The 25,570-nt window shown below is 61.5% G+C and carries 20 protein-coding genes and 1 riboswitch; of the genes, 12 read left to right on the forward strand and 8 right to left on the reverse strand.

Annotation, left to right across the window (positions count from 1 at the left end):
• Positions 1-31: 31 nt before the first annotated feature.
• A complete protein-coding gene (locus ACFT1A_RS25275; protein ID WP_003940660.1) occupies positions 32-607 on the reverse strand; it encodes a TerD family protein in 576 nt (191 codons plus the stop codon).
• 113 nt (positions 608-720) lie between these two features.
• Positions 721-3,903, reverse strand: a complete 3,183-nt coding sequence (locus ACFT1A_RS25280) for an SNF2-related protein (protein WP_378449225.1) — start codon at positions 3,901-3,903, stop codon at positions 721-723.
• Between the two features lie 111 nt (positions 3,904-4,014).
• Here ACFT1A_RS25280 and ACFT1A_RS25285 point away from each other — a divergent pair, with 111 nt between their 5' ends.
• A complete protein-coding gene (locus ACFT1A_RS25285; RefSeq protein ID WP_378449226.1) occupies positions 4,015-5,142 on the forward strand; it encodes an alpha/beta hydrolase in 1,128 nt (375 codons plus the stop codon).
• A 52-nt stretch (positions 5,143-5,194) separates the two neighbouring features.
• On the opposite strand, the gene ACFT1A_RS25290 is transcribed toward ACFT1A_RS25285, so the two are convergent.
• Positions 5,195-5,554, reverse strand: a complete 360-nt coding sequence (locus tag ACFT1A_RS25290) for an excalibur calcium-binding domain-containing protein (protein ID WP_003940648.1) — start codon at positions 5,552-5,554, stop codon at positions 5,195-5,197.
• Positions 5,555-5,727: 173 nt separating this feature from the next.
• Positions 5,728-7,101, reverse strand: a complete 1,374-nt coding sequence (locus ACFT1A_RS25295) for a dicarboxylate/amino acid:cation symporter (RefSeq protein WP_378449227.1) — start codon at positions 7,099-7,101, stop codon at positions 5,728-5,730.
• Between the two features lie 339 nt (positions 7,102-7,440).
• Between ACFT1A_RS25295 and ACFT1A_RS25300 the strand changes: the two genes are divergently transcribed.
• From ACFT1A_RS25300 to ACFT1A_RS25310, 3 genes are all read left to right on the forward strand, one after another.
• Entirely contained in the window at positions 7,441-8,346 is a 906-nt protein-coding gene (locus ACFT1A_RS25300) for a phosphodiesterase (RefSeq protein WP_378449228.1), read from the forward strand.
• 78 nt (positions 8,347-8,424) lie between these two features.
• Positions 8,425-8,538: riboswitch (SAM riboswitch) on the forward strand.
• Positions 8,521-9,867 (forward strand): LLM class flavin-dependent oxidoreductase, encoded by a 1,347-nt coding sequence (locus ACFT1A_RS25305; RefSeq protein WP_378449229.1) that lies wholly within the window; start codon positions 8,521-8,523, stop codon positions 9,865-9,867. It overlaps the preceding riboswitch by 18 nt.
• 20 nt (positions 9,868-9,887) lie before the next feature.
• Positions 9,888-11,255: an NtaA/DmoA family FMN-dependent monooxygenase gene (locus tag ACFT1A_RS25310; RefSeq protein ID WP_378449230.1), complete on the forward strand. Its 1,368-nt coding sequence runs from the start codon at positions 9,888-9,890 to the stop codon at positions 11,253-11,255.
• 50 nt (positions 11,256-11,305) lie between these two features.
• On the opposite strand, the gene ACFT1A_RS25315 is transcribed toward ACFT1A_RS25310, so the two are convergent.
• Positions 11,306-12,799: a stealth family protein gene (locus ACFT1A_RS25315; protein WP_378449231.1), complete on the reverse strand. Its 1,494-nt coding sequence runs from the start codon at positions 12,797-12,799 to the stop codon at positions 11,306-11,308.
• Between the two features lie 281 nt (positions 12,800-13,080).
• Between ACFT1A_RS25315 and ACFT1A_RS25320 the strand changes: the two genes are divergently transcribed.
• Positions 13,081-13,314, forward strand: a complete 234-nt coding sequence (locus ACFT1A_RS25320) for a hypothetical protein (RefSeq protein ID WP_378449232.1) — start codon at positions 13,081-13,083, stop codon at positions 13,312-13,314.
• 3 nt (positions 13,315-13,317) lie between these two features.
• On the opposite strand, the gene ACFT1A_RS25325 is transcribed toward ACFT1A_RS25320, so the two are convergent.
• Positions 13,318-13,743, reverse strand: a complete 426-nt coding sequence (locus ACFT1A_RS25325) for a nuclear transport factor 2 family protein (RefSeq protein WP_378449233.1) — start codon at positions 13,741-13,743, stop codon at positions 13,318-13,320.
• Between the two features lie 373 nt (positions 13,744-14,116).
• Here ACFT1A_RS25325 and ACFT1A_RS25330 point away from each other — a divergent pair, with 373 nt between their 5' ends.
• The 5 genes from ACFT1A_RS25330 to ACFT1A_RS25350 all read left to right on the forward strand — a co-directional run bounded on the left by ACFT1A_RS25330 (position 14,117) and on the right by ACFT1A_RS25350 (position 20,314).
• A complete protein-coding gene (locus tag ACFT1A_RS25330; RefSeq protein ID WP_378449234.1) occupies positions 14,117-15,721 on the forward strand; it encodes an ABC transporter substrate-binding protein in 1,605 nt (534 codons plus the stop codon).
• Between the two features lie 8 nt (positions 15,722-15,729).
• Complete coding sequence (locus tag ACFT1A_RS25335; RefSeq protein WP_378449235.1) at positions 15,730-16,689, forward strand: ABC transporter permease; 960 nt, start codon at positions 15,730-15,732, stop codon at positions 16,687-16,689.
• Positions 16,686-17,540: an ABC transporter permease gene (locus ACFT1A_RS25340; protein ID WP_378449236.1), complete on the forward strand. Its 855-nt coding sequence runs from the start codon at positions 16,686-16,688 to the stop codon at positions 17,538-17,540. The genes ACFT1A_RS25335 and ACFT1A_RS25340 overlap by 4 nt, the downstream gene beginning before the upstream one ends.
• A 36-nt stretch (positions 17,541-17,576) precedes the next feature.
• Positions 17,577-19,277: a dipeptide ABC transporter ATP-binding protein gene (locus ACFT1A_RS25345; RefSeq protein ID WP_378449237.1), complete on the forward strand. Its 1,701-nt coding sequence runs from the start codon at positions 17,577-17,579 to the stop codon at positions 19,275-19,277.
• Positions 19,278-19,339: 62 nt separating this feature from the next.
• Positions 19,340-20,314 carry a TauD/TfdA dioxygenase family protein gene (locus ACFT1A_RS25350; protein WP_378449238.1) on the forward strand — a complete coding sequence of 325 codons (975 nt, stop codon included), beginning with the start codon at positions 19,340-19,342 and terminating at the stop codon, positions 20,312-20,314.
• Between the two features lie 73 nt (positions 20,315-20,387).
• On the opposite strand, the gene ACFT1A_RS25355 is transcribed toward ACFT1A_RS25350, so the two are convergent.
• Positions 20,388-21,221 carry a hypothetical protein gene (locus ACFT1A_RS25355; RefSeq protein WP_378449239.1) on the reverse strand — a complete coding sequence of 278 codons (834 nt, stop codon included), beginning with the start codon at positions 21,219-21,221 and terminating at the stop codon, positions 20,388-20,390.
• Between the two features lie 31 nt (positions 21,222-21,252).
• Entirely contained in the window at positions 21,253-23,046 is a 1,794-nt protein-coding gene (locus ACFT1A_RS25360) for an alanine racemase (protein WP_378449240.1), read from the reverse strand.
• A gap of 160 nt (positions 23,047-23,206) precedes the next feature.
• Between ACFT1A_RS25360 and ACFT1A_RS25365 the strand changes: the two genes are divergently transcribed.
• A complete protein-coding gene (locus ACFT1A_RS25365; RefSeq protein WP_007729264.1) occupies positions 23,207-24,652 on the forward strand; it encodes an amino acid permease in 1,446 nt (481 codons plus the stop codon).
• Positions 24,649-25,569: a universal stress protein gene (locus ACFT1A_RS25370; protein WP_020908397.1), complete on the forward strand. Its 921-nt coding sequence runs from the start codon at positions 24,649-24,651 to the stop codon at positions 25,567-25,569. Before ACFT1A_RS25365 ends, ACFT1A_RS25370 begins: the two co-directional genes overlap by 4 nt.
• Position 25,570: the final 1 nt, after the last annotated feature.

The raw sequence follows: 25,570 nt of genomic DNA on the forward strand, positions 1-25,570 counted from the left end.
GATCGAACCCCGTTTCGTGTACCGGTAGAGATCAGATGTTGACGCCGTAGTCGCGGGCGATGCCGGCGAGTCCGGATGCGTATCCCTGTCCGACTGCACGGAACTTCCACTCACCGTTGTGACGGTAGAGCTCGCCGAAAAGCATTGCGGTCTCAGTGGAAGCGTCCTCCGAGAGGTCGTAGCGTGCCAGCTCGGAGCCATTCGACAGATCTACGACGCGGATGTAGGCGTTGGTGACCTGTCCGAAGGACTGGAGTCGGGCATCGGCGTCGTGAATCGAGACCGGGAAGAAGATGTTGGTGACGTTGGGCGGTACGGCAGGAAGATCGACGTTGATGACCTCGTCGTCGCCGTCACCTTCACCGGTGAGGTTGTCGCCAGTGTGCTCGATGGATCCGTCGGGCGAGCGAAGGTTGTTGTAGAAGACGAAGTGCAGGTCGGAAAGGACCTTGCGTTCCGGGCCGGTGACCAACGCGCTGGCGTCGAGGTCGAAGTCGGCGCCGCTGGTACTGCGTGCATCCCAGCCGAGACCGACTGCGACCTTGGTCAGGTTGGGTGCGGCCTTCGACAGAGATACGTTGCCGCCCTTGGCAAGTGTGACGCCCATTCAGGTTCCTCTCGTTCGAACGAAGTGGATTTCTTCGTTCGGGAGTTCTGTGTTGTCCGTTCTCGACTCACATTACCGTGAGCCGATAGGTGCGGTTCGACCGAATAGGCACCTCACTCGAACAGCGCGCGAAGATCCTCGGCGTCCAGTCCGGTGTCCAGTGCGCCTTCGGCGTCCATGACATTCGAGAACAATGCCGACTTCTTGGCTTTGAGTGCCATGACCTTCTCTTCGATGGTGTCTTTGGCAATGAGGCGGTAGACCATGACGTTTCGTGTCTGCCCGATGCGGTGAGTACGGTCGACCGCTTGTGCCTCGGCGGCCGGGTTCCACCAGGGGTCGAGAATGAAGCAGTAGTCGGCCTCGGTGAGGTTGAGGCCGAAGCCACCAGCTTTGAGGCTGATCAGAAAGACTGGGGCCGAGCCAGACTTGAACTCCTCCAACACTTCACCGCGATTACGCGTCGAACCGTCGAGATAGCTGTACGGGATGTTTTCCGCGTCGAGTCGGGTGCGCACCGAGCTGAGGAACCCGGTGAACTGACTGAAGATCAACGCACGGTGTCCGCCGGCGATGACGTCGTCCAGTTGCTCGACGAGAGCGTCGACTTTGGCCGACGGTATCAATCCGCTGTCCTTGTCGACGAGTGAGACATCGAGACTGAGTTGGCGCAGTATCGTCAGCGATTGCAGGATCGTGAATCGGTTCTTGTCGACGTCGTCGAGCAGACCGAGGATCTTTTGCCGTTCGCGCTGTAGATGAGTGTCGTAGATCGCGCGATGGCTCGGGTGCAACTCGATCTCGAGTACCTGCTCCTGCTTGGGCGGCAAGTCTGCGGCCACCTGTTCCTTGGTCCGCCGCACCATCAACGGTTTGACGCGACGTCGCAGCTGCGCCAATCGTTCTGCATCACAGTCTTTTTCGATGGGAGTGCGGTAGAAATCGGTGAAGGTGGTGGAGCTGGGAAACAGTCCCGGTGCAGTGATCGCGAGCAGCGACCACAACTCCAAAAGATTGTTTTCCATGGGTGTTCCGGTGATCGCGAGTTTGAACGGTGCGTTCACCGCCCTCGCACATTGGTGGACCTTGGACTTGTGGTTCTTGGCGAACTGGGCTTCGTCGAGTACCAGTCCGGACCAGAGGGTGGCGGAATATGCATCGGTGTCGAGGCGAAAGAGGGCGTACGACGTCACGACGATGTCCGCCCCGTCGACTAATGCTGCCAGATCGGTTTTTCTGCGTCGCAGCGTGTCCGTGATGACAGCGGTGCGGAGGGATGGTGCGAACTTCGCCACCTCGGATTTCCAGTTCGATACGACGCTGGTGGGTGCGACGATCAGAAAGGGAGGCGCGGCCGGATTCGATTGCCGTGCAGCGCAGATCATTGCGAGAGTTTGCAGTGTCTTGCCCAGGCCCATGTCGTCGGCGAGTATGCCGCCCAGACTGTGCTGGCGGAGGAAATTCAGCCAACGGAATCCGTCCACCTGATAGGGACGCAGCGTTGCCGTCAACGTGTCCGGGACTTCGACGGGATCGACGCCCGAACTGCCGAGCAATCCGGCGATCTGCTTCTTCCATGCGGCTGCTTGATGTTCGACTCTTCCGAGCGCCGCCAATTCTTCCCACAGCCCGGCTTGAAATTTGCTGATCGCGAGTTTGCCGGTAGGTCGATCGAGTAGCGACCGCGCTTCGGTGATGAGACGGTGTAGGCCGAGTAGTTCGGGTGCGTCGAGCCGGAAGAAGGCGCCGTCCGGTAGCAGTATGTGAGTCTCACCCTTACTCAGAGCGGAAAATAGTGTTGTGAACGGAACGCTTTGTCCCGCAACATCGACGGTGACATCGAGGTCGAACCAGTCGGATCCGCTGTCACCGTCCGGGGCCGATGTGCTGAGGCTGATCACTACAGCGTCGTCTGCGGGCCGGTAGTCGGCAGGGGTTCCTGCAACCGTGAGGTCGATGGCGTCGTGTGATCCGAGTTGGGGGAGGAGGTCGAGTGTGAACTGCATGGAATCGAGGCCGGTCAGCGTACCCGCGAGAGTGGCCTTTGCCGCGGCCGCGCCGAGGCTGTTGGTGATGGCATCTTCGGCAGCGTGGTTGCGGACCTCGGACTCGTCGGTGGTTGCATCGGCGGTAGAAATGATCAGGTCGTCGGCATCGACGGTGTATTTCCATGCCGATTCGATGTCGATGCGGTGGTCGTCTTCGTAAGTGGCCATCAGTTGTAGCCGTGGACCGGACACAGTCGGTGGGCTGTAGGCGCCGTCGGAAGATATGACGGGAGCGAGGCTTCCGAGTTTGAACACGAACCGCGAAGTGAACGCATCCCGTTGCTCGGTGGGTATGTCGACTGACTTTCCGGAGTCGATCATCTGCCTCAATTGGTGGGTGACCGGTGTGTGCAGTGGTGCGAGCGTGATCGCGTTGGCGGCGTCGAGCGTGAAGACACCATGTGCCGGCGTACCGACAAGTCCCCAGTCGGAATGGGTGATGGTGTGCCCATCGGTCTGAATTCGGGGCGTGAGACGGAGATAGTCGTCTTCCGCTCCGTGGACGTCGAGGCAGATGTTGGCGTCGTCGAGTAGGGAGATGTTGCCGAGGCCGGCCTTCGAGTGAACGAGTGAAACGCCGACGCTGATCGCCTCATCAAGAAGCGACCAGAGTTGCGGGCTCGGAAACCCGGCAAGATCGATTTCCGCTGCATTCTGATTTCGGTAATGGTTGCCCGCGCTGTGGAGGAGATGAATGTCGCGTAAAACCCGGATGTGGTCGGCGGGGAACTGAAAGGTGCTTCCGAGTTTGTTCCAGGCAAGTCCGCCGGAGATCCACCCTCTCGCTCCTGGCTGTACGGGTTTGACGAGGAGCCGTGTCGATGTGCCCTTGGTTCGGGTGGTAAATTGAATGCCGAGTCCACGAGTAGTGCGGTCGTGGGGGTCTGGCTGGAGCAACTCCTCGAGCGCGCCGTCCCACCCGAGTTGTCGTGGCGTCGTGTTCGCCTCGGCGACCGCTGCGAGTATCAACGCGGCCACGTGTTTACAGTTCATCCGCACCGGACACGTGCAGAGGCCACGCGCGAATGTGGCAGCACCGGTCGCGCTGTGAATTATGGAGATTGTGCAGGCGTACGGCTCCCTCGCGGTCCCCGCCACAGCGCCGGTCAAGGTATCCGGGGTGTCGTTCCAGTTGATGGATACGACCGCATTCTGCCGAAGGTAGGTAAGTCCGCGGTCGTAGGTTGTCGTGCCGACGACAGCGCGAATTCGGTCGAGGTCGAGGGCCTTGACTGAGTCCGGTTGCACGGGGCCAGCCTAGTGGCGGCGTCCGACAGATCTTGTCGTGGTCGTTTGTCCAAGAAAGTCCGAACTGCACGGTATGTTCACGGAAACATCTTTGACTGGTTTGGGAGTTTCATGAGGACTGAGCGGCGAGTGTGGATCCGATCTGCGCGCACAGGTGCGGTGTGTTTGGCCGTCTGTGCACTTTCTTTGCAGTTGGGCGGACTGTCGACGGCAGCGCCGAATTCCGGAAGCTCGGGTAGTTCGGGAAGCTCGGGAAGTCTGGGCAGTGTCGAGGGAAGCGTGAGCTCGGGGTCGACGATCCCGGGACCACTTCAGGAGGATCCGGGCCCCAAACCGGACCTGCGCGACGACATCGTCGTCCCGGCTATCGTCGGGGAGAAGGTGACCGCACCGCAGGCGGTCAGACTGACGGTGGCGTCGCCTGCACTTCGACGCGAGGTCGGCGTCGAGATTTTGCTACCCGCCGACAATTCGGTTCCGCGCCCAGCGCTGTACATGCTCGAGGGTGTCGACGCCGGTGAGAAGAGCAGCGGATGGATGACGATCGGCGGCGCTCCGGCGTTCTTCGCCGACAAGAACGTCAACGTCGTGATGCTCAATGGCGGAATCGCGAGCCTGTACTCGGACTGGGAGAATCCGGATCCGCGGCTGGGACTGCACAAGTGGGAAACCTTCATCACCGAAGAGCTGCCACCGCTGATCGACGCGCGACTCGAGACCAACGGCATCAACGCGATCGCCGGCAATTCCATGGGCGCGATGGGCGCAATGATGCTCGCCCAACGCTTTCCGGACATGTATCGGGGCGTCGCGGTTTTCAGCGGCTGCTATTCCACGATGGATCCGCTCGGCCGAACTGCCGTCCAGGCCACGATATCTTCCCGAAGTGGAGATCCGGCCAACATCTGGGGTGTGCCAGGAGGCCCGGAGTGGGAGGCGCACGATTCTTTGATCAACGCAGAGAAGTTGCGCGGCAAGGAAATCTACGTGTCGACGGCGAACGGTCTTCCCGGATCCGACGAGACGCTGCAGACTCCTGAACTGCTCGAGCGATTGGTGATCGGCGGCGGCATCGAGGTTGCCGCCCACGCCTGCACCAAGATGTTCGACGCGCGGTTGCAGGAGTTGAAGATTCCGGCACAGGTGGATTACGAGCCGAACGGTACGCATGCGTGGGCGTATTGGCGTGAACGGCTACCGAAGGCGTGGCCGACTCTGTCCCGGGCATTGGGCGTCTGACGGTTCGACAACAGTGCTCGGGTTGTGGATGCACCACAACCCGAGCGTTGGATCACTCGCAGGCGATGCCGTCGTTGTCCCGGTCGAGATGCGGGGCGTACCCGTTCTGGCCCCGGTACAACGGAGCTGCGCCGGCGTTACGAACGGCCGTGCAGTTCTGGTAGTACCGCGCCGGTGCGGGAGTGTTCTGCGGCGCCGGCTGGTTCTGGGGCGCTTGCGGAGCGGGTGGCGCCGGCGGTGCGAAGACCGGGGGAAGGAACGGCTGGACTGCGTCTGCAGAGCCAGTCGGAATCATGCGTGCGATCTCGATGGGTAGGAAATCGAAAACCGTGGATGCCTGAGCGGCGGGCGCGGCAACCAGAGTGATTGCGGCGCAACCTGCGACGCTGAATGCCAGACGGCGGAGCTTCATGTGACCTCGTGTTCAACTGGGCAGCCCTTCCACTTCGGAGGGCTGTGCCGGCTGAGCATACTGGTCATAACGACCAAATGGTTTATTTCGGCAAGGGGGAAAACTGGGGTGAAAAGTAGCGTCCCCGCACCGTATTGCTCAGGTGCGGGGACGCTGCTGTTTTCAGCGAGGGGTTACGCGTCGACTAGTTCCTCGGCGAAGGGATCGCCGTTGCGGGGAGCGTCGAAACGCTCCTTGTCGAGGATGCCCTCACGCTTTGCAACGATGACCGGAACCAGAGCCTGGCCGGTGACGTTGACTGCGGTACGACCCATGTCGACGATCGGTTCGACGGCGAGGAGCAGGCCAACGCCAGCCAGGGGAAGACCCAGGGTGGAGAGCGTGAGTGTGAGCATGACTGTCGCACCGGTTGTTCCGGCCGTTGCTGCCGAGCCGATGACCGAAACGACGACGATCAGCAGGTAGTCGGTGAACGTCAGCGGAACGTCGTAGAAGCCGGCGACGAAGATTGCCGCGATTGCGGGATAGATTGCAGCGCAACCGTCCATCTTCGTGGTGGCACCGAGCGGAACGGCGAACGAGGCGTACTCACGCGGAACACCGAGGTTGCGTTCTGTGACGCGTTCGGTCAGCGGCAGGGTGCCGATCGACGAGCGCGAGACGAAACCGAGCTGAGTCGCAGGCCAGACGCCGGAGAAGAAGCTTCGGACCGAGAGGCCGTGCGCGGCAATCAGGATGGGGTAGACCACGAAGAACACGATCGCCAGACCGATGTAGATGGCAGCGGTGAAGACGCCCAGCGAGCCGATCGCATCCCAGCCGTAGGTGGCGACAGCGTTGGCAATCAGCGCGGCGGTGCCGATCGGGGCGAGGCGGATGATCCACCACAGGACCTTCTGAACGATCGCGAGAAGCGATGCGTTGAACTCGAGGAACGGCGCAGCCTTCGGTCCGATCTTGAGCGCAGCAATGCCGATTGCGCCGGCGATGACGAGCAGCTGCAGGACGTTGAAGCTCAACGACGTGGTCGCTACACCTTCGGTAACGGAAGTCTTTGCGCCCAGCCCCAGGAAGTTGTTCGGAACCAGTCCGGTGATGAACGCCCACCACGAGCCGGAGCTCTTGGGTTCTTTCGCTGCTTCAGCTGCGACGTCGGTCCGTGAACCGGGATCGGTGATCAGGCCGACGATGATGCCGATGATCACAGCGATGAACGCGGTGATGGCGAACCAGAGCAAGGTCTGCACGGCCAGGCGAGCTGCATTGGCGACCTGTCGCAGGTTGGCGATGGAGCTGACGATGGCCGTGAACACCAGCGGGATCACCGCAACGGTGAGCAGCTTGACGTAACTCGAACCGATGGTCTGCACGGTGCCGACCAACCAGTTGACGTTGCCGTCGGCCGCATCAGGCATTGCCCGGGCGACGAGACCGATGATGACACCGAGTACGAGGCCGGCGACGATCTGCGGTCCGAATGCCGTCGCCCAGGACGGAAAACGGGACGTGGACTTTTCCGGCACGCCGGTGGAGGTGGAGCTGGGCATGACTATGCCTTTCGAAAATCAAGGGAGCGAAACGCAGCGCGGCACCAGAGGCCGGGCAGATTCGAAGAAATGTTTCCTGGTACGCGTCAGGTCAGAGCGAGCGCGTACACATTGCGCTCGCCTGCAGGCGAAGGTCGACGTAACGCCGACTGGTCAGGAACAACACTGTCCACACACTACTCGCAGCTTCAACTACTCGATCCCGAGGGTCGCCGCGGGAGTTCGCTTCGTGTTCGTCGGGTGTGCCCCGATCAGTCACTGTTGGTCGGTTGACTAGTGTCGACGATCAGTAGGTGCCGCACCGGCGCCTACGCGTCGGCAAGCGGAAGCGAGAGACCGATGAGCGTTCGGAATGCCGAGTACCCGCGTCCGAAGCATTTTCTGGTGCACCTCAGTGACACACATCTGGTGGCGCAGGGACAGCTGTACGACGCCGTGGATGCGTCGACGAGGTTGCGAGAAGTGCTCCGCGGGATAGTGGCCTCGGGCGCACGCCCAGACGCACTCCTCTTCACCGGCGACCTGACCGACGAGGGGCACCCCGACGCGTACGCGCAATTGAAAGCCATCGTGGAACCCGTGGCGGCCGAGATCGATGCACAGGTCATCTGGGCGATGGGCAACCACGACGACCGCCCCACCTTCAGATCGTTGCTGTTGGGCGAGGACGCAGCAGATCATCCCGTCGACAACGTCTACGATCTCGACGGACTGCGGGTGATCACCTTGGACTCGTCCGTTCCGGGTCATCACTACGGTGAGATCACGGATCGTCAATTGGACTGGCTACGAGCAGAGTTGGCGGTCCCCGCGCCCGACGGAACGATACTGGCGCTGCATCACCCCCCGGTTCCGTGTATTCAGGATCTTGCAGTCTTGGTGGAGTTGCGCGATCAGCCCCGGCTGGCAGACGTCCTGCGAGGCAGTGATGTTCGGGCGATTCTTGCCGGGCACCTTCACTATTCGACGACGGCGACGTTCGCCGGGATTCCCGTGTCCGTGGCGTCGTCGACGTGTTACACGCAGGACCTGAACGTGGAAGTCGGTGGGCAGCGTGGTCGAGACGGGGCTCAGGGGTGCAACCTGGTGCACGTGTACGACGAGACGATTGTTCATTCGGTCGTTCCTCTGGGCGCTCACGTGACGGTCGGTGAGCCCGTCGACGCGGCCGAGGGGGTCCGGAGGCTCGGCGCCGCCGGCATTCGAATCCTCGAGAGCGAAAAGGCGGGGCGCTCGATCGTCTGAGGTGGCAGGCGGTTTCCGGCGGGCCGGCACGGTTCGGGTTGATTGTCGGGCGGTCGCGTACTCACTACCGTCGAGGTAGGTGCAGAGCTCCAGCAACAAGGACCGGCTAGCTGGACGGCAACCCTTCATGCCGATGGGGTGCCCCGGAATCACACCTGGCGACACGCGCGGTGCGTGTCGCAAGCGGCAGTCGCCACGAGAACCGTCAGTCGGGTGCTGACGGTTTCTGCGGTCGGCACTGTGCGCTCCCGAGTAGTTCTCGAACAGGAGTATGCGCCGATGACCTCCACCCCTTCTTCTCATCTTGCTCCGCTTCATCTCGCCGTAGCGCTGGACGGTGCCGGTTGGCACCCTGCAGCCTGGCGAGAGCCACACTCGCGCCCGAGTGAGCTGTTCAGCGCGTCGTACTGGACTGACGTGGTGACGACCGCCGAGCGTGGTCTGCTCGATTTCGTCACCATCGAGGACAGTCTCTCGGTTCCGGCGGACCCACTCGCGCCCGTCGACGACGCCGTTGATCGGGTACGCGCGCGGCTCGACGCACATCTCGTGGCTGCCCGACTGGCACCCGTCACGAGCAACATCGGTTTGATCCCGACCATCACCACCATTCACACCGAGCCGTTCCACGTGTCCAAAGCCGTTGCCACCCTGGACTACACCTCGCGTGGTCGCGCCGGATGGCAGGTGAAGGTGTCGGCCTCGGAATCCGAGGCGGCACAGTTCGGGCGACGCGATATCCCAGCGCTCACCGATGCCGAGCGTCAGTCGATCGTTTCAGGTGTCCTCCCTGACTTCGTACGTGACCTGTTCGACGAAGCTGCGGAGGCCGCTGACGTCATCCGGCGACTCTGGGACAGCTGGGAGGACGACGCCGAGATCCGTGATGTGGAGCAGCGCCGGTTCATCGACCGAGACAAGTTGCACTACATCGACTTCGAGGGAAAGTATTTGTCGGTCCGTGGACCCTCGGTGACTCCGCGCCCGCCGCAGGGGCATCCCGTCGTCACCGCACTGGCGCATCAGCGCGTGGCGTACGAACTGGCAGCGCGCACGGCTGACCTGGTGTTCGTGACGCCATTCGACGACGAGCAGGTCACGGCAATCCTGGGTGAGGTGCGAGCAGCCGAAGAGCACGTGCAGCGCACCGGCGAACCGCTTCGGGTCTTCTCCGACATCGTCGTCTTCTTCGATACGCCGGAAGAAACCGGAAAGCAACGGCTCGCTCGCCTCGACGCGCAGGTTGGTACCGAATACCGTTCGGACGCGCTGACCTTCACCGGCACCGCGGCCGAGTTGGCAGATCTTCTGCTCCGGTGGCAACAGTTGGGAATCGACGGATTCCGGTTGCGACCGGGCGTCGTCGTAGACGACCTCGACGCGATCGCCGGCGAGCTGGTTCCGGAATTGCAGCGGCGCAGCGTATTCCGCACCGAATACCCACAGACGAATCTTCGCGGACTGCTTGGTCTGTCCATCGACGTTCCCAACCGCTACGCCGCCGGCACTCCGGCCGCCTGACAGACGAGGAATACACTTTCATGAGTTCTCAGCAGCGTAAGCAGGTCATCCTGGGTGCCTACCTCGGCGGCGTCAACCATCACACTGCGTGGTGGGATCCGCAGGCGGGCAGTCAGATCGAGTTCGAATCCTTCGAGCACACCGCTCGAACCGCCGAGCGTGGGAAGTTCGACTTCTTCTTCCTCGCCGAAGGTCTTGCTCTTCGTGAACGTGCGGGACAGATATTCGATCAGGACATCATCGGTAGGCCGGACACCTTCACCGTGCTTGCATCGTTGGCGGCAGTAACCGAACACCTCGGTTTGGCCGGCACCATCAACGCCACGTTCAACGAGCCGTACGAACTGGCCCGCCAATTTGCGACGCTCGATCAGTTGTCCGGAGGTCGTGCCGCCTGGAACGTCGTCACCTCGTTCGACGCATTCACCGGCCAGAACTTTCGTCGCGGCGGATACCTGGATCGTGCGCAACGATACGAGCGTGCGGAGGAGACGGTAGCGCTGGTGCGTGAGCTGTGGGATTCGTGGCGCAACGACGACATCGTTGCTGACAAGGCATCAGGACGCTTTCTCTCGCGACCAGATGCCGGTGAATTCGCTTTTCGCGGATCACATTTCGACGTTAACGGCCGATTCACGGTGCCGCGCAGTCCGCAAGGTCGCCCGGTTATTCTGCAGGCCGGTGTCTCGCCACAAGGGCGCGATTTCGCGGCCGGTAATGCCGACGCGATCTTCTCACCGTACGGACAGTTGCCCGAGGCGGCCGACTTCTATCGTGACATCAAGGCGCGTGCCGTCGCGGCCGGACGCGATCCGGGTGACATCAAGATTTTGCCGTCGGCGAGTTTCGTTCTCGGCACGTCCGAGGCGGACGCGATCGAGAAGTACCGCGATGTTCGCGACCAGCAGGTCACCGGTCAGACGGCCCTGGTGTTGCTCGAGCAGATCTGGAATCTCGATCTGTCGAAGTACGACCCCGAAGGGCCCCTACCCGATATCGCACCGGACCCCGAAGCTCCGCCGATCATCCAGGGGCGCGCCTTCATTCACCAGGATCGTTTCGCGACCGTGGCAAAACTGCGCGCGGTCGCGGAGAGCAAGAAGTTGAATCTGCGCGAGGTGGTGATCGACCAGTTCGAGCGTGGACCGATCGTGGGTACGCCGCAGCAGGTTGCCGAGAAAATCGATTCGTTTGTCGGCAACGACGGTTCGGACGGATTCATCCTCGGCTCGCACCTCGTACCGACGGGACTCGACGAGTTCGTCGACGACGTGGTGCCGCTGCTGCAGGATCGAGGTGTTCTCCGTAGTGACTACGAAGGAACGACCTTGCGTGACAATCTCGGATTGCCCATTCCAGTGCAGCGAGAGCATGTGTCAGCACGCTGATCGACCGAAGTGGCGAGGGCCCAGCCGAAATCGGCTGGGCCCTCGTTCGTCTAGGATTCCCAGGGAGCGGGGATGGGGTAGTAACTCTCCAGAAATTCCGTGATCTTGCGTGTACGAAGTTCCAGATCGATCTCCGGAGCGCTGCCGTCGTTGAGGCAGAAGAAGTCCATGGAGCGCTTGGCAAGCAGTGAGTCCATGTCACGCAAACCGGCTTTGACCGTCGTATCGACGTACTTCACGGCCGCGGACTTCTGCACCACCGATCGTCCACTCATCAGCGTGTAGTAGTGGTACAGCGAATTGGTAACCGAGATATTGGAACTCGCGCGGAAGGTGCTTGCTGCAGTTGCGGCGAAGTCTTCGGCGAACTCACGTTCCATCTCTGCCATCACGCTCTTACGCAGCGGTGTCGCAGCGTGCTCGAGGTGCCTGGTGGTCATCAGCCCGAAGCGGTCCTGAAGCAACCGGCGGTTGACGCGTGCCGCATTCTCGAACCCGCTGCGGTCGTTGTCGTTGTGTCCCAATCCGATTCTGGTGTCGGCTTCGATGAACATGCTGATGCCACCGGGGGAGAAGAACATGTCCGGACCGACCGGACGGCCGAAGAACATGTCGTCGTTCGAGTAGAGGAAGTGTTCTGCCAGACCCGGTATATGGTGCAGCTGGCATTCGACAGCTTGAGAATTATGTGTGGGCAACACACTTGGATCGGCGAAGAACTTCTCGCTGGGCATGAATGTTACTCGCGGATCGTCGGCAAGCCAGTCCGGACGATCGGAATCGGTCGCGACGAAGATACGCCGGATCCACGGCGCGTACATGTGGATGGACCGCAGCGCGTATTTGAGTTCGTCGATCTGACGGAAACGCGCTTCTGATTCGTCCCCCTCGCCGACGATGTAGTTCTGCATGCGCTTGGCGCGCTGAGCCTGAAACTCCTTGGAAGAGCCGTCGACCCAGGAAAAGACAAGATCGATATCGAAGCTGATATCGGAGGCATGATCGGCGAACATGTTCTCGATGGTCGGCCAGATTCGGCCGAACCGCTCGACCGTTCCTCGGACAGCTTCTTCGGGGAGGACGGTTCGTCGAGTCAGTGAGTTCTCGACGGGCAGAACGATTTCTTCGTCGGAAATCGACCACAATTCGATTTGAACTCCGATGTTGGCGCCGTAGTTCATGCCGCTTGCGACGTGAACTCTCGGCCGGAACAAACGGAAGATCCGTGACTTATTGGTCTTGGACAGGGCGCCGTCCGCAACAAGAAGCGCTGGGCTTTTCTTCGCGTCGACGGTTTTGGAATAGAAGGGTGCGTTGGTGCATCCCTCGACTAGTGCCTGCCGCAGGTTCTTGCGCTCGGTCCAGCTGATCGCGATGACAGGGCGCTCGTCGTTTCCGCGTACGAGTAGGTACTCGATTCCTGCGGCGTCGAGAATGTCGCGGATGAACAGCAGATCTTCGACCATCGCTTCGAGCGGCGTGGTGGTCGTGATCGCGAGGGCAAATCGATTCTTGAATCGGACGGTCTCGGGTAGTTCACCCATCCGTGCACGTGACGCGGCCGACGCCGGTTCCACGGGATTGGGGCTGTCCTGCTCCGGGGGTACGAAGTAGATGTCGTGCGGAGCGGGAGATTCTGTAATGGGATGCCTTCCGATTCTGATCCAGCTGTGTATCTGTCGCCGCTGGCGCTGCGAGAGCGCCGGCGGCGGCGTGCTCAGTCTATGCCGTCGGCGCCGAAAGTCGGACATGAGTGACGGGGATGGGTAGGGCGGGGCGAGTCGGGTACCCCGAGGACCGAAGCGAGAGTGAAGGAGGAAGACCGATGCGTGTAAGAGCGATGGTCGGAACAGGCGCGATGGCTGTTGCGTTGGCCACCGGCTCAGTTGGCACAGCTTCTGCGGAAGGCGCCGAGGCGGTGGCTTCGGAGGGTTCACCGGAGGTGCTGACCTGCGAGGTGGTCTTCGATGCACTGGAAGACATGAGCCCGGAATGGACGGAAGAGGGGATCGATCAGGTCGAAGACTGGTGTGAGGCGATCACCGGCGAAGAAGACTGAGCGTCAGCCGCGCGAGATCACTCGTCGCGACAGTCGCCACCGCCCATCTTCGAGTTCGAACTCGTCGGCGTAGCTCCCGACGCCACTGAGCTTGGGAGTTGTGGTCGTGTCGACGTAGAACGTCCACACCGCATCCGCGCGGGCGGTGGTTTCCGACGTCACGTCCACAGCGACCGCCGTGGTGACGTGACGTGTGCATGTGCCCGGACCTTGAATGCCGTCTGCCCTGCGCTCGACTACTCCAGCCGCAATTTCTTCACGGCCACGTCGTACCTGTGCGGGGATACCGCGATCGGGATTGGCCGGCATGTTCCATTCGGCATTTCGGGTGAACTGTTCGACGTAGTCCTCGACCGAGCCGGTGTCGGCCAGATGGGCGATCCGTGCGAGCGTTGAACGAATCTGTTCGGCCGGGCACTCGGGTGGCATACGGTCCTCCAAGGTTGGGTGCGATAGTCCGCACGCTATCGCCCGCTGCCACACCGATTGAGGCGCTGTCCCGTTCAGCGGTTACAGCCGACGGATATTCAGATCACCGTGAGTCCAAATATTTCCCCGATATCCGGGGAAATGGTTGAGTATCCCCTGAAGGCAAAAGCCTTAATTCCGACCGGGAGGTTTCACACCGTGTCCGTCGCTCCTCGATGTCGGCTCTGATTTCTTCAGCGCCACAACGACTGTCGTAGCCCGTCACTCTTTGCAGCCCGCGAGTGGGTGTGTCGGGACGGCACTTTTCCATTTTCGCAAGCACGTGCCTTGGAGAGCGCACGGCTGCGCACCTACTACGAAGGACAACACCTCCGTGAACTCGTCTCTTTCGACGGTCGGTCTCGACCGCCGTGCCTTCTTCCGTGGCAGCGCGATCGCCGCGTTGGCCATTTTCGGTACCGGCTCACTGGCCGCGTGCTCCTCGGCAGTCGGCGAAAAACGCTCCAGTGCAAACGAGTCGGTAGAGCCGGTTCGGGGCGGGACGCTCTCACTGGCGATTCCAGACGACGTCAGCCCTGCAGCGCTTCTGACCAACACCACCATTGCCGGCATCACGATTTCGGGACTCGTGTACGAGACCCTGACCCGCTACCCGCTCGATTCTGTAGTACCCCAGCCAGTTCTGGCCAAGGACTGGAAGCTGTCCGACGACGGGTTGACGCTCACCCTCGACCTGCGCGATGACGTCATATTCCACTCCGGCCGCCGCTTCACCTCCGCTGATGCGGAGTTCTCGCTGCGCACCTATGCGGACCCGAAGTTCTCTGCCCAGCTCAGAAGTACTGCGGCCGCTATCGCCGGCTTCGATTCCTCGGACCCCCATACGCTGGTCCTCACCCTCGCGCACCGAATCGGGAACATCTTCGATCTCCTCGATTTGGCGCCGATCTTCGACTCCGAATCGTTTGACAAGGCGGTGACCGGCGAATCCTTCGTTGGTACGGGCCCTTTCGTATTCACCTCGCGCACCCCCAACAGTTCGATCTCCTTCGATCGGAACCCGAACTACTGGGTCGCGGAGCGGCCGTACCTCGACCATGTGGAAGCGCGGATCGTTCCGGACAACCAAGCGCGCCTGACGTCGCTGAAGTCCGGACAGGTCTCTCTTGTTGCTCCGTCGGCGTTGCCGTTCCGCGACTCACAGGCGTTGGCCAAGACCAGCGGGTTCGCGACAACCGCGATCGAGGGCGCGGAATTGCAGATCTACCTGGGCGCAAACGTCACGGCCGACGGACTGACCGATGTCCGGGCACGAAAGGCGCTGGCCTACGCGATCGATCGTGAACGCATCATGAGTGAGGTGTACCGCGATGCGGGGTATCCGGTGAATTTGCCGTGGCCGAAGTCGTCACCCGCCTACGACGCTGCCAGGAACTCGACCTACACGCGCGATGTCGACAAGGCGCGCGCTCTGGTCGGCGAACTGGGCGCACTGCCGACCATTCCGTTGACCTACACCGGAGCGAGCCAGGATTTCGAAGCCGCCGCACAGATCGTGCAGGCTAATCTCGCCGAGGCTGGTATTCGCGTCGAATTGGATCCGGTCGAGACAACCATCTTCTTCAAGCAGTTGATCGGCGCCGAGTTCAAGGGCCTTTGGCTGACCAATCACACTTTTGCGCAGTATGTTCCGTCTACCCTGACGGTCAGCGCCTACCCGTTCAACGCTGCACACAATGCCTCGAAGTTCAGTTCGCCGGCGTATTCCGCCGCAGCGGAGGGTGCGTGGCAGGTTCCGGACGGTTCGAGCGATGCGGCAAAGAAGTTGTATGCCGATTTGGGCACGCAACTGTTGAACGAGCTGTTCTTGATCGAGATCGGTGTTGTGGTTCCGCAGGTATCGGCAGCCGAGAGCGTTCGTGATCTGGCCTGGACAAAGGGTCGTCAGCCGCAGTTCGCCAACACATTTCTGGCGTAGGGGATTCGATGATTCGTTATATTGCGGGGCGACTGCCGTCGGCAGTGGTGGTTCTCTTCCTCGCGTCGCTGTTGATCTTCTCGGTGATGCGCCTGGTGCCAGGGGACCCCGCGTCGGCTCTCGCAGGTCCGGACGCAACTCCGGAAGCGATTGCAGCCATACGCCATTCGCTTGGTCTCGACGGACCTATTCCCGCGCAGTATCTGACGTGGATCGGCGATGTACTGACATTGGATCTCGGACGATCATTTGTTCTCGGCGGTCAGATTTCCGATCTGGTGCTGGCGGGTTTGGGAAACACCGCAGTTCTGACGGGAAGTGCGTTGCTGCTGGCCGTCGTGCTGAGTTTGGTGCTCAGTGTTGCGGTGGTGGTGTGGCCGAAGAAATGGTTGACCTCGGTGGTGAACCTTCTCAACACTCTCTCGGTTGCCCTGCCCAACTTCGTGACCGGTGTCCTCCTGGTTCTCGTCTTCGCCGTGTTGATTCCGGTTCTGCCGTCCGGTGGTGTTCCACCGGGTGGATATTTCGCTCGCCCCGACATCACGTTCCAGTACCTACTGTTGCCGTCGCTATGCCTGGCACTGCCTGTTGCGGCCGCTCTCACCAGGTTCCTGTCCGAAGCGCTGCGTACCGAGATGGCGCAGCAGTACGTGATCACTGCTCGCGCAGCCGGCGTGCCACGGTGGAATTTGGTTACACGCAGCGCATTACGCAATGCGCTGCCGACCATGCTTACAGTGCTCGGAATTCAGGCCGGGTACCTTCTCGGCGGAGCCGTATTGGTCGAGGCGATCTTCGCTTGGCCTGGCATCGGCCAGTTGATCGAGCAGGGAATCGGTCGACGGGACTACCCAGTGGTGCAGGTACTTCTACTGCTGTCGGTCACGATTTTCGTGCTGATCCAACTGCTGACCGACATCATGCACGCATACCTCGATCCACGCATCCGAATCGGAGGACAGCAATGACGGCTGTCGATCAGACTGTCGACGAAGGGATCCGGCGATCTCGTCCGGTGCTCGCGGCCCTGACCCACGGTCAAGGGTTGGTGGGTGCGTTGATCCTGCTGGTCATCGCGGTAGCGGGCATTGCTGCTCCACTGCTGACCCAGTACGGACCCAATGAGCAGATCGAGGGTGCAAACCTCTTGGGGGCCAGTGCACAACACTGGTTCGGAACCGATCAGGTGAACCGCGACGTCTTCACCCGTTCGCTCTACGGAATCAGGATCAACCTTGTGATCGTGCTCGTCGCGGTGCCGGTGGGCGCGATCGTCGGTTCGCTCGCCGGACTGGCGTCGAGCGTCAATCCGGTGGCAGATGTCATCGCACAGAGGATCTTCGACGTGATTCTTGCCTTCCCGCTGTTGATTTTGGCGATCACGTTGGTCGCGATCACGGGACCAGGAGTAACGCCGGTGATCGCAGTGATCGTGGCAGCGGAAATACCGTTGTTCGGGCGTCTGGTGCGCACGACGGTGTTGAAGGTACGCGAACTCCCGTTCGTGGAGTCGGCCGAGGTAATCGGCGCCGGGCGGTGGTGGGTACTGCGTAAGCATGTGCTGCCCAACGCCGTAGAACCACTAGGGGTCCAAATTGCACTCTCCATGTCGGTGGCGGTGTTCGCCGAAAGTGCGATGAGCTTTCTCGGAATCGGCGTGCGTCCGCCGGATCCGTCTCTCGGCTCGATCATTGCCGGCGCCGTTCCGAACCTCGATGCCAATCCGGCCTACGCGATCGGACCGCTGGTGATCGTCTCGGCGCTGGTCTTGAGTTTCCTGCTGATCGCCCAGGGACTGGGCAAGGCCCGTCGAATCTGAAATCACCACCGCCACCACCACTTCAAGGACGCAGTCATGAACGCAACACCCGCACAGGCAGTTCTCGCCATCGAGGATCTGGTGATCGAGTTCGACGCCGATGGTTCCCGCGGTTCGTCGACAACTGTCGTCGACCACGTCAACCTCGAATTGGGTCTCGGTGAGATATTGGCGTTGGTCGGCGAGTCCGGATCCGGAAAGTCGTTGACCGCACGTGCCGTTCTCGGGTTGTTACCGGAAGGTGCGCAGGCACGCGGGTCGGTCGAACTCGGTGGCCGGCAGGTACTCGGTGCCGACGAGGCGACGCTGAATCAACTGCGGGGGACTCGGGCTGCGATGGTTTTCCAGGAGCCTCAGACTGCACTCAATCCGGTGCAGAAGGTGGGTTGGCAGATCGCGCAGGCGCTGCGGGCACACGGCAAGATCTCGCGTGCCGACGCCAGAGCCCGCGCAATCGATCTACTACGGATGGTGGAGATTCCGGAACCGGAGCGTCGAGTCGACTGGTATCCGCATCAACTCTCGGGAGGGCAGAAGCAGCGGGTTGTCATCGCGCTGGCGTTGTCGGGCTCACCTGATCTACTCATCGCCGACGAACCGACTACTGCGCTCGACGTCACCGTGCAGGCCGAAATTCTGCAACTCCTGCGGAATCTGCGTGATCGTTCGGGAACCGCAATTCTGCTCATCACACACAACATGGGCGTCGTGGCGGACATCGCAGACCGCGTGCTCGTGATGCGATCGGGCAAGGTCGTCGAGCAGCAGTCCGTTTTCGATCTCTTTGCGACGCCGCGTGCGCCGTACACGCAGGCTCTGCTTGCGGCCGTGCCACGTCTACCGGAGGACGACCAGACGAAGCCGGTGGTGGCTTTGGTCGACCGGGCGGGCGGCGAACAAGTCCCGCCGATCCTGTGTTTCGACGCGGCCTCCGTCGTGTACCCGGCGAGGCTGGGCAACAAAGAGTTTCGTGCGGTCGATCAGGTGAGCCTGACGGTTCACGCGGGTGAGGTTGTCGGATTGGTCGGTGAATCGGGCTCGGGTAAGACAACTCTCGGCAGGGCCGCGCTCGGTGTCATCAGGGCCAGTAGCGGCATCGTCACTTTCGACGGAACCGATCTCGGAACCATCTCCGCCGCGAACCTTCGCGGCCTGCGCAAGGGCATGGCCCTGATTCATCAGGACCCTGCAGCATCTCTCGATCCGCGTCGAACGGTCGGACAAAGCATCGGCGAGCCACTCGAAGTCCATCGCTTTGCCACCGGAGCACTACTGCGAAACCGGGTGGGGGAGTTGCTCGAATCAGTTCGCCTACCGAAGTCTTTTGCACACCGGGCACCGGGAGAACTTTCCGGTGGTCAGCGCCAGCGCGTTGCGCTGGCACGAGCACTTGCCCTCGGACCGAGACTGCTGGTGGCCGACGAGCCGACCAGCGCTCTGGACGTCTCGGTTCAAGCCGATGTTCTCTCACTCTTTGCCGATCTCAGGGAGGAATACAAGTTCGCATGCCTGTTCATCAGTCACGATCTTGCCGTCGTCAATCAGGTGGCCGACCGGGTAGCGGTACTGCGCAGCGGGGAGTTGGTCGAAGAGGGCCCCGCTGCAAAGGTATTCAGCGCACCACAGCAGGAGTACACGCAGCAGTTGGTTACCGCGGTGCCTGTTCCGGATCCGAATCGTCAGCGCGCCGGGCGGGAACGGGAATCAGTGCTTCCCGACCTGACTGTTGCCGTTTGACCCGCCTCGACTTCAGCACCCTTGCCACTACACAACCTTTTGCAGACCCATAGGAGCTTGACATGTCCATCACCGAACTCGAACGCGACACCCAGACCCCGTCGCAGATCTACGCTGCCGGCGGAATCACCGTCCACAAAGTAGGCGAGCTGATCGGCGCCCGCATCGACGGCGTCCACCTCTCCGGGGACTTGTCCGAAGAGACCGCCTACGCGATCAACTACGCGCTGGCAGCGCACAAGGTTGTGTTCTTCCGTGGGCAGCATCATCTCGACGACACGTCGCAGTACGAATTCGCCGGAACCCTCGGCACCCAGACCACCCCGCATCCGACGGTGAAGTCCAGGGGCGACAAGCTGTTGGTGCTCGACCGTGCCGCTAACAGCTGGCATACGGACGTGACGTTCGTCGACCGCATCCCCAAAGCGTCGATTCTGCGAGCTACGACCATTCCCGAGTACGGCGGAGCGACCACGTGGGCGTCCACTACCGCTGCATACGACCAACTGCCGCCCTCGCTCAAGGTCCTGGTCGAGAATTTGCGGGCCGTTCACACCAATGCCTACGACTATGCCGAGTCTGTAAATCAGACGAACCCGGTAGACGCGCAGCGCCAGGCCTACTACGCCGAATTCACTCGTGAGATCTACGAGACGGAACATCCGGTGGTGCGGATCCATCCGGCGACGGGGGAGAAGACCCTCCTGCTCGGTCACTTCTTCAAGGAGTTCGTCGGACTGAAGCCGTCGGAGTCGGTCGCTCTCTACCAGATTCTCCAGGCACGAATCATCAAGTTGGAAAACACTGTTCGATGGAACTGGACGGCCGGCGACCTGGCGATCTGGGACAACCAGGCGACTCAGCACTACGGGATCGCCGACTACGGGTCTCAGGCACGCAGTGTGCACCGAGTGACATTGGCCGGTGACGTCCCCGTCGACGTCCACGGCGAGCAGAGTCGAATCCTCCAGGGCGACGCCACGGAGTATTCGATCATCGCGGATATCGATCGGCTTCCCGGCTTCGCCGCCAACTGATCAATCTGGGCGTTTCCAGGTCCGGTGGCCGTTCACATCCGTTGCCGTCCCGGCTTCGAGATGTGTTCGGCCGCTACGGGAAGTACGGCGGGAACATCTGTCCCCATGAGTGTTTGCACTCTCGGCACGTCCATTCCGGGGTGTCCGGTCCTACGACGCAGCCAGTTCCGGCGAACCACGGCAGGTGATCGAATGGATAGACCGGCATTCCCGGGGAACACCGAGCGGTTCTGTGTGCACCGCAGTGTGGGCACGGTGGATTCTTCGACAGCATGTAGTCGATGAAGTTGGCGTGCCCGGACGCGGCCATCCTTCCGGCGCACTTGCGGCACAGCACGGCTGGGTAGTCGTCCCCAGGTTCGGCCTGCCTGAAGATCCGTGATGCGGAATGAAAGTGAAGGCGATCGCCGCTGTTGAACTTTCGCAACGGCATCGGTGAGTCGCAACCTGTGCAGTTTCCCCGCTCGCGCATCAACGTTCGGGCGTGGGCAGCCGTGGACGTCGGATCCAGGGTGTCGATGTCGCCGAAGTAGGGCACTTCGTAGGACTGGACGGCCGCGAGAATCCGGTCCGCCAGTGCATCGTCGACAGACCCTGAATCCGTGGGAAATGTGATGGACCAGCGTTGTTCGACCTCGGGGACGACGGGTAAAGAGCGGAGCGCGCTCACTTCTTCATCGACTTCGATCCGCGACGTACCGTCGAACGGTGCAGCCACGGTCTCGATGCAGAGCACCGTGCGAGGAGTGGTGTCGAGAACAGTGATCAGCAGGTCACCGATGGCCATCTTTCCGCGCATGATCCAGGGATCGAGGCGTGCTGTGGGTTCGAGAAACGCGACCACGGCATCGATCCAGGGCGTGCCGAGTGCGATGAATACGTGCTGACCGGGGCTCCGCGTGATCATCGAACGATTGTTGCAAGCGCCTCCGACAATGTCAGGCTTTGACCACCTTGCGCCCGAGAAGTGAAGCAACCAGTCCGTTGACGAAGGTCGCCTGCCGGCCGAGCGGATCGGAATCCGCTGCCGCGACGCTGCCGATCGAGATCGATCTCGTCAGGCCGGTCTCGCTGATGAATTCGGCGGCGAGGTGGGCTTCTCGGAACGTGAGGCCGCCCAGATGCGTCGTGTCGTCGACGCCGAGAACACGTCCGTCGACGATGTCCATGTCGAAGTGGACATGGACGCCGTTCACACCCTGGCCCGCCGCGGCGAGAACGCGAGGCATCAAGGCCGCCATGCCATGGCGATCGATCTCGTCGATCGTCACCAGCAATACCCCGTACTCGTCGAGTGCGCGCTTGTGATCGATCGTGGCGTTCTTGACGCCCACCAGGACGGTGTTCTCCAAACTGGGGCCGTGCAGATCCGCCGCCGACGACAGCAATTGTTCGATATCGCCGTGGGAGGCGAAAATGATTGCACCCAAATCGGTTCCAGGTTCGGTGGCGATCGGAATTCTGGTGTTCTGCCAGGCTTCGGCAGTGAGCCACAGCGGCAGCGTCGTGACATCCGCCGCGGCGTTCTCTCCTTGAATGCAGTTGAAACCGATTCCGGACATGTCTTCGCGGAGACCGTGATCGAGGAGATGGCTTGCCAGGCCGGTAGTTTCGAGGTCGATCAATTCGACTGTCGCATTGGCATCGATCGGTTCGGTGCCCAGAACGTATCGCTTTTCGACGTAGGGCGATGTCATCGCCATCAAGAGCGCGCCGTAGTCGATCGTGAAGTCGACCGTCCCACCCAGTCGATATTCGTCACCTGTTTCTCCGGCGTCGACGAGGAGGTGATCGCTGCTGGCGCTGATCACTTTCAGGCGCGGATCTATCGGGGTCAAGCCTTCTGGTGAGATGTCTTCGCGGCCGATGGACAGGATCAGGCGTCGGCTCGGCTTGTCCTCGTTGTCGAAGACGGGGCGTCGGCCGAATGCGTCTTCCCCTGAGACGCCGTATGGCCGCGACGGCTTGACCTTGGCCTCGATGATGTCCGCGGTGAGAGTGAAGGCGTCGTTGTTCAGCAGTTCGTACAGTCCTGGCGGAGTCGGTGATTCGGCCAGAACGATGCTGGCACCCAAACGCAGATGGTTGATCCCTTCGGGCATCGTTCCGGTCTCGAGGAGTGGCAGCGAGAACGTATTGCCGCCGGAAACGATCGGCAGTTCGATCGAGAACCGCTTCGTGATTTCGTCGGCTATGTAGACCAGATTCGACAGGTTGTCGACGGTCGGCTGGATGCCGCCGACGCACGCGAGATTCGCGCCGATTCCGATCAGTTTGATGCCCTCGATGGGAAGGATTTCGGCGACTACATCCAACGCCTCCGCCGGCAGAATTCCTTCGCGGAGATCGCCGAGGTCGATCATCAGCACGATGTCGTGGACGACTCCTCTCGTTTGTGCTGCTCTGCCCAGAGCAGCAATCGTCGTCAACTCGGAGTTGAGGCTGATGTCCGCGTAGCGGATCGTGTCGTCGATCTCGTTCAACGACGGTGCGCGGATCAGCATCAGGGGAACGGTGATGCCGTCGCGGCGAATGCGGGCCAGGTTGTCCAGGCGGGAGTCGGCGATCTGCGTGACGCCGCCGCGCACCATGGCTCGCGCCACCTTGGGGGAGCCACATGTAGATTTGCTGACGCCCGCCACCGCAATACCCTTGGCATTGGACGCTTCGACGAGGACGCGCGCATTCTGTTCGATACGACGCAGGTCGACGGTGATGGTCGGTCCGGTCATGATCTCCCCGTTTTCTCCGAAGGCGGTTCACGATCCGGGCATTCCAGACCGGACGGTTGGCGTGAGCTGGGCAACTTTGCTCCAACTGTTGTGTCGCAGGACACTTACGTGCAGTATGAGGATACAACAGTTTCCTACCAGGCACTCTAGAGGAGCGTCGATGGCTACTCTCGTCAAACACGTACTTCGGCGCAAGCCGGCTTTGCAGATAGACCAGGAGACCGGCGCAGATACCAACGGCGGCGAGCTGACCCGCAGTATCGGTTTGGCGCAGTTGTCCATGTTCGGCATCGGCGCCACGATCGGCACCGGTATCTTCTTCGTCCTCTCGCAGGCAGTCCCGGTTGCGGGTCCGGCAGTCATCATCTCCTTCGTTGTTGCCGGTGTCGTCGCGGGACTCACAGCGATTTGTTACGCGGAGTTGGCCGGAGCTGTCCCGGCGTCGGGCTCGTCGTATTCCTACGCTTACGCGACGCTCGGAGAGCTTCCGGCCATGGCCGTCGGCGCGTGTCTGCTTCTCGAGTACGGAGTCTCGGCCGCGGCGGTGTCCGTCGGATGGTCGCAATATTTGAACCAGCTACTGGGCAACCTCTTCGGGTTTCAGATCCCCGACGCGTTGTCACAAGCGCCGGAGCAGGGCGGCATCATCAATCTGCCCGCAGTGATCCTGGTGTGCCTGTGCGGTGTTCTGCTCATTCGCGGCGCCAGTGAATCGGCCAAGGCCAACGCCATCATGGTCTCGATCAAACTTGCAATTCTGTTGCTCTTCATCGTGGTCGGCATCGCCGGATGGAACAGCAATCACTTCGCCGACTTCGCACCGTTCGGATTCAGTGGCGTCATGTCCGCCGCCGGAATCATCTTCTTCTCGTACATCGGCCTCGACGCCGTGTCCACCGCCGGCGAAGAAGTGAAGAACCCCCGTCGCAATCTCCCTCTCGCGATCCTCATTGCGCTCGTGTCCGTCACCGCGATCTACATCGCCGTTGTCGCCGTCGCGATCGGTGCACAGGATTCCGCATCGTTCGAAGGTCAGGAAGCCGGACTGTCCGCCATCCTCGAACAGGTGACCGGATCTACTTGGCCGGGAACGCTTCTGGCCGCCGGTGCGGTGATCTCGATCTGCAGCGTCACGCTCGTGGTCATCTACGGTCAGACCCGTATTTTGTTCGCGATGTCACGCGACGGCATGATTCCGTCGATCTTCCACAAGGTGAATCCGCGGACTCTGACGCCGGTGCCCAACACCATCATCGTCTGTGTCGTCATCAGCATTCTGGCCGGTTTCATTCCGATCAACTTCCTCGCCGAAATGACCAGCATCGGAACCCTGGTGGCCTTCCTCGTGGTCTCGGTCGGGGTCATCATCCTGCGGCGCAGTGACCCAGACCTGCCGCGCAGTTTCAAAGTTCCCGGCTATCCGGTGACGCCGATCCTTTCGATCCTGGGTTGCCTGTGGATCATCAAGGATCTCCGAACCGTCACGATCTACGTGTTCCTCGTCTGGGTGACCGTCGCGATCATCTGGTATTTCGCCTACGGTATGAAGCACTCGCGCCTCGGTGCGAAGAACCGCGCCGAACTGGGATCGGAGTCCGAGTCATGACGCTGCTCGCGGGATACGCACCCGACGGTGACAGCTCCGGAACCGTCCATCTGGCAACGCTGTTGGCGCGCTCGTCTGGTGAACCGTTGGTGATCTGCGCGGTGATTCCCTCGCCGCCACCGCCCGGAATGGCGCGGGTCGACGCCGAATACCACCAGCAGTTGCGAGCCGAAGCCGAAGCGGCGCTGGCGAAAGCGCGGGCTGACATGCCCTCGGACGTCGACGTGACCTATGTCGTGCATGAGGCTCAGTCGACGTCGAGTGGCCTACTTGATCTCGTTCACGAGCACGAAGCCAAGATGATCGTCCTGGATTCGTCGACGGCCGGGGTGTTCGGTCACGTGGCTCTCGGCAGTGTCACCTCCCGCTTGCTGCACAGCTCCGACGTTCCGGTCGCGCTGGCGCCGAGGGGATTTCGAACCAAGCCCGGTGAGGTGGTTCGCCGCGTCACCGCCGCCTACTCGGGCACACCCGATCAGGACGATCTGGTGCTCGCCGCCGCGACTGTGGCTGCGCGTGTCGATGCCGGACTCAGATTGGCGGCGTTTGCAGTTCGTGCGAACGCGCAGTACACGACCACACTCGGGACCGAGGGGGATTCACCGGTCATCTCAGAGTGGGCCGAGGTAGTCGAGCGCGAGACCAACGCTGCCTTCGAGCGTGTGCGTGCACTGCCCGAAATTCCTGACGTCATGGAATCGGTTATCAGCCATGGTCGTAACTGGGCCGAGGCGCTCGAGGGCGTCGAGTGGGATCGAGGTGACGTTCTGACTGTCGGCTCGAGCAAGGCAGGTCCGCTGGCGCGGGTGTTCCTCGGCAGTCGCGCAGCGAAGATCGTGCGGTACTCACCGGTCCCGGTGGTAGTGGTGCCGCGATCGGCGTCGACCCGAATAGTCGATCAGGCCGAAGCGGAATAGA

This window comes from Rhodococcus sp. NPDC057135 (assembly GCF_042670865.1).
In the GTDB taxonomy this organism is placed as follows: Bacteria; Actinomycetota; Actinomycetes; order Mycobacteriales; family Mycobacteriaceae; genus Rhodococcus_F.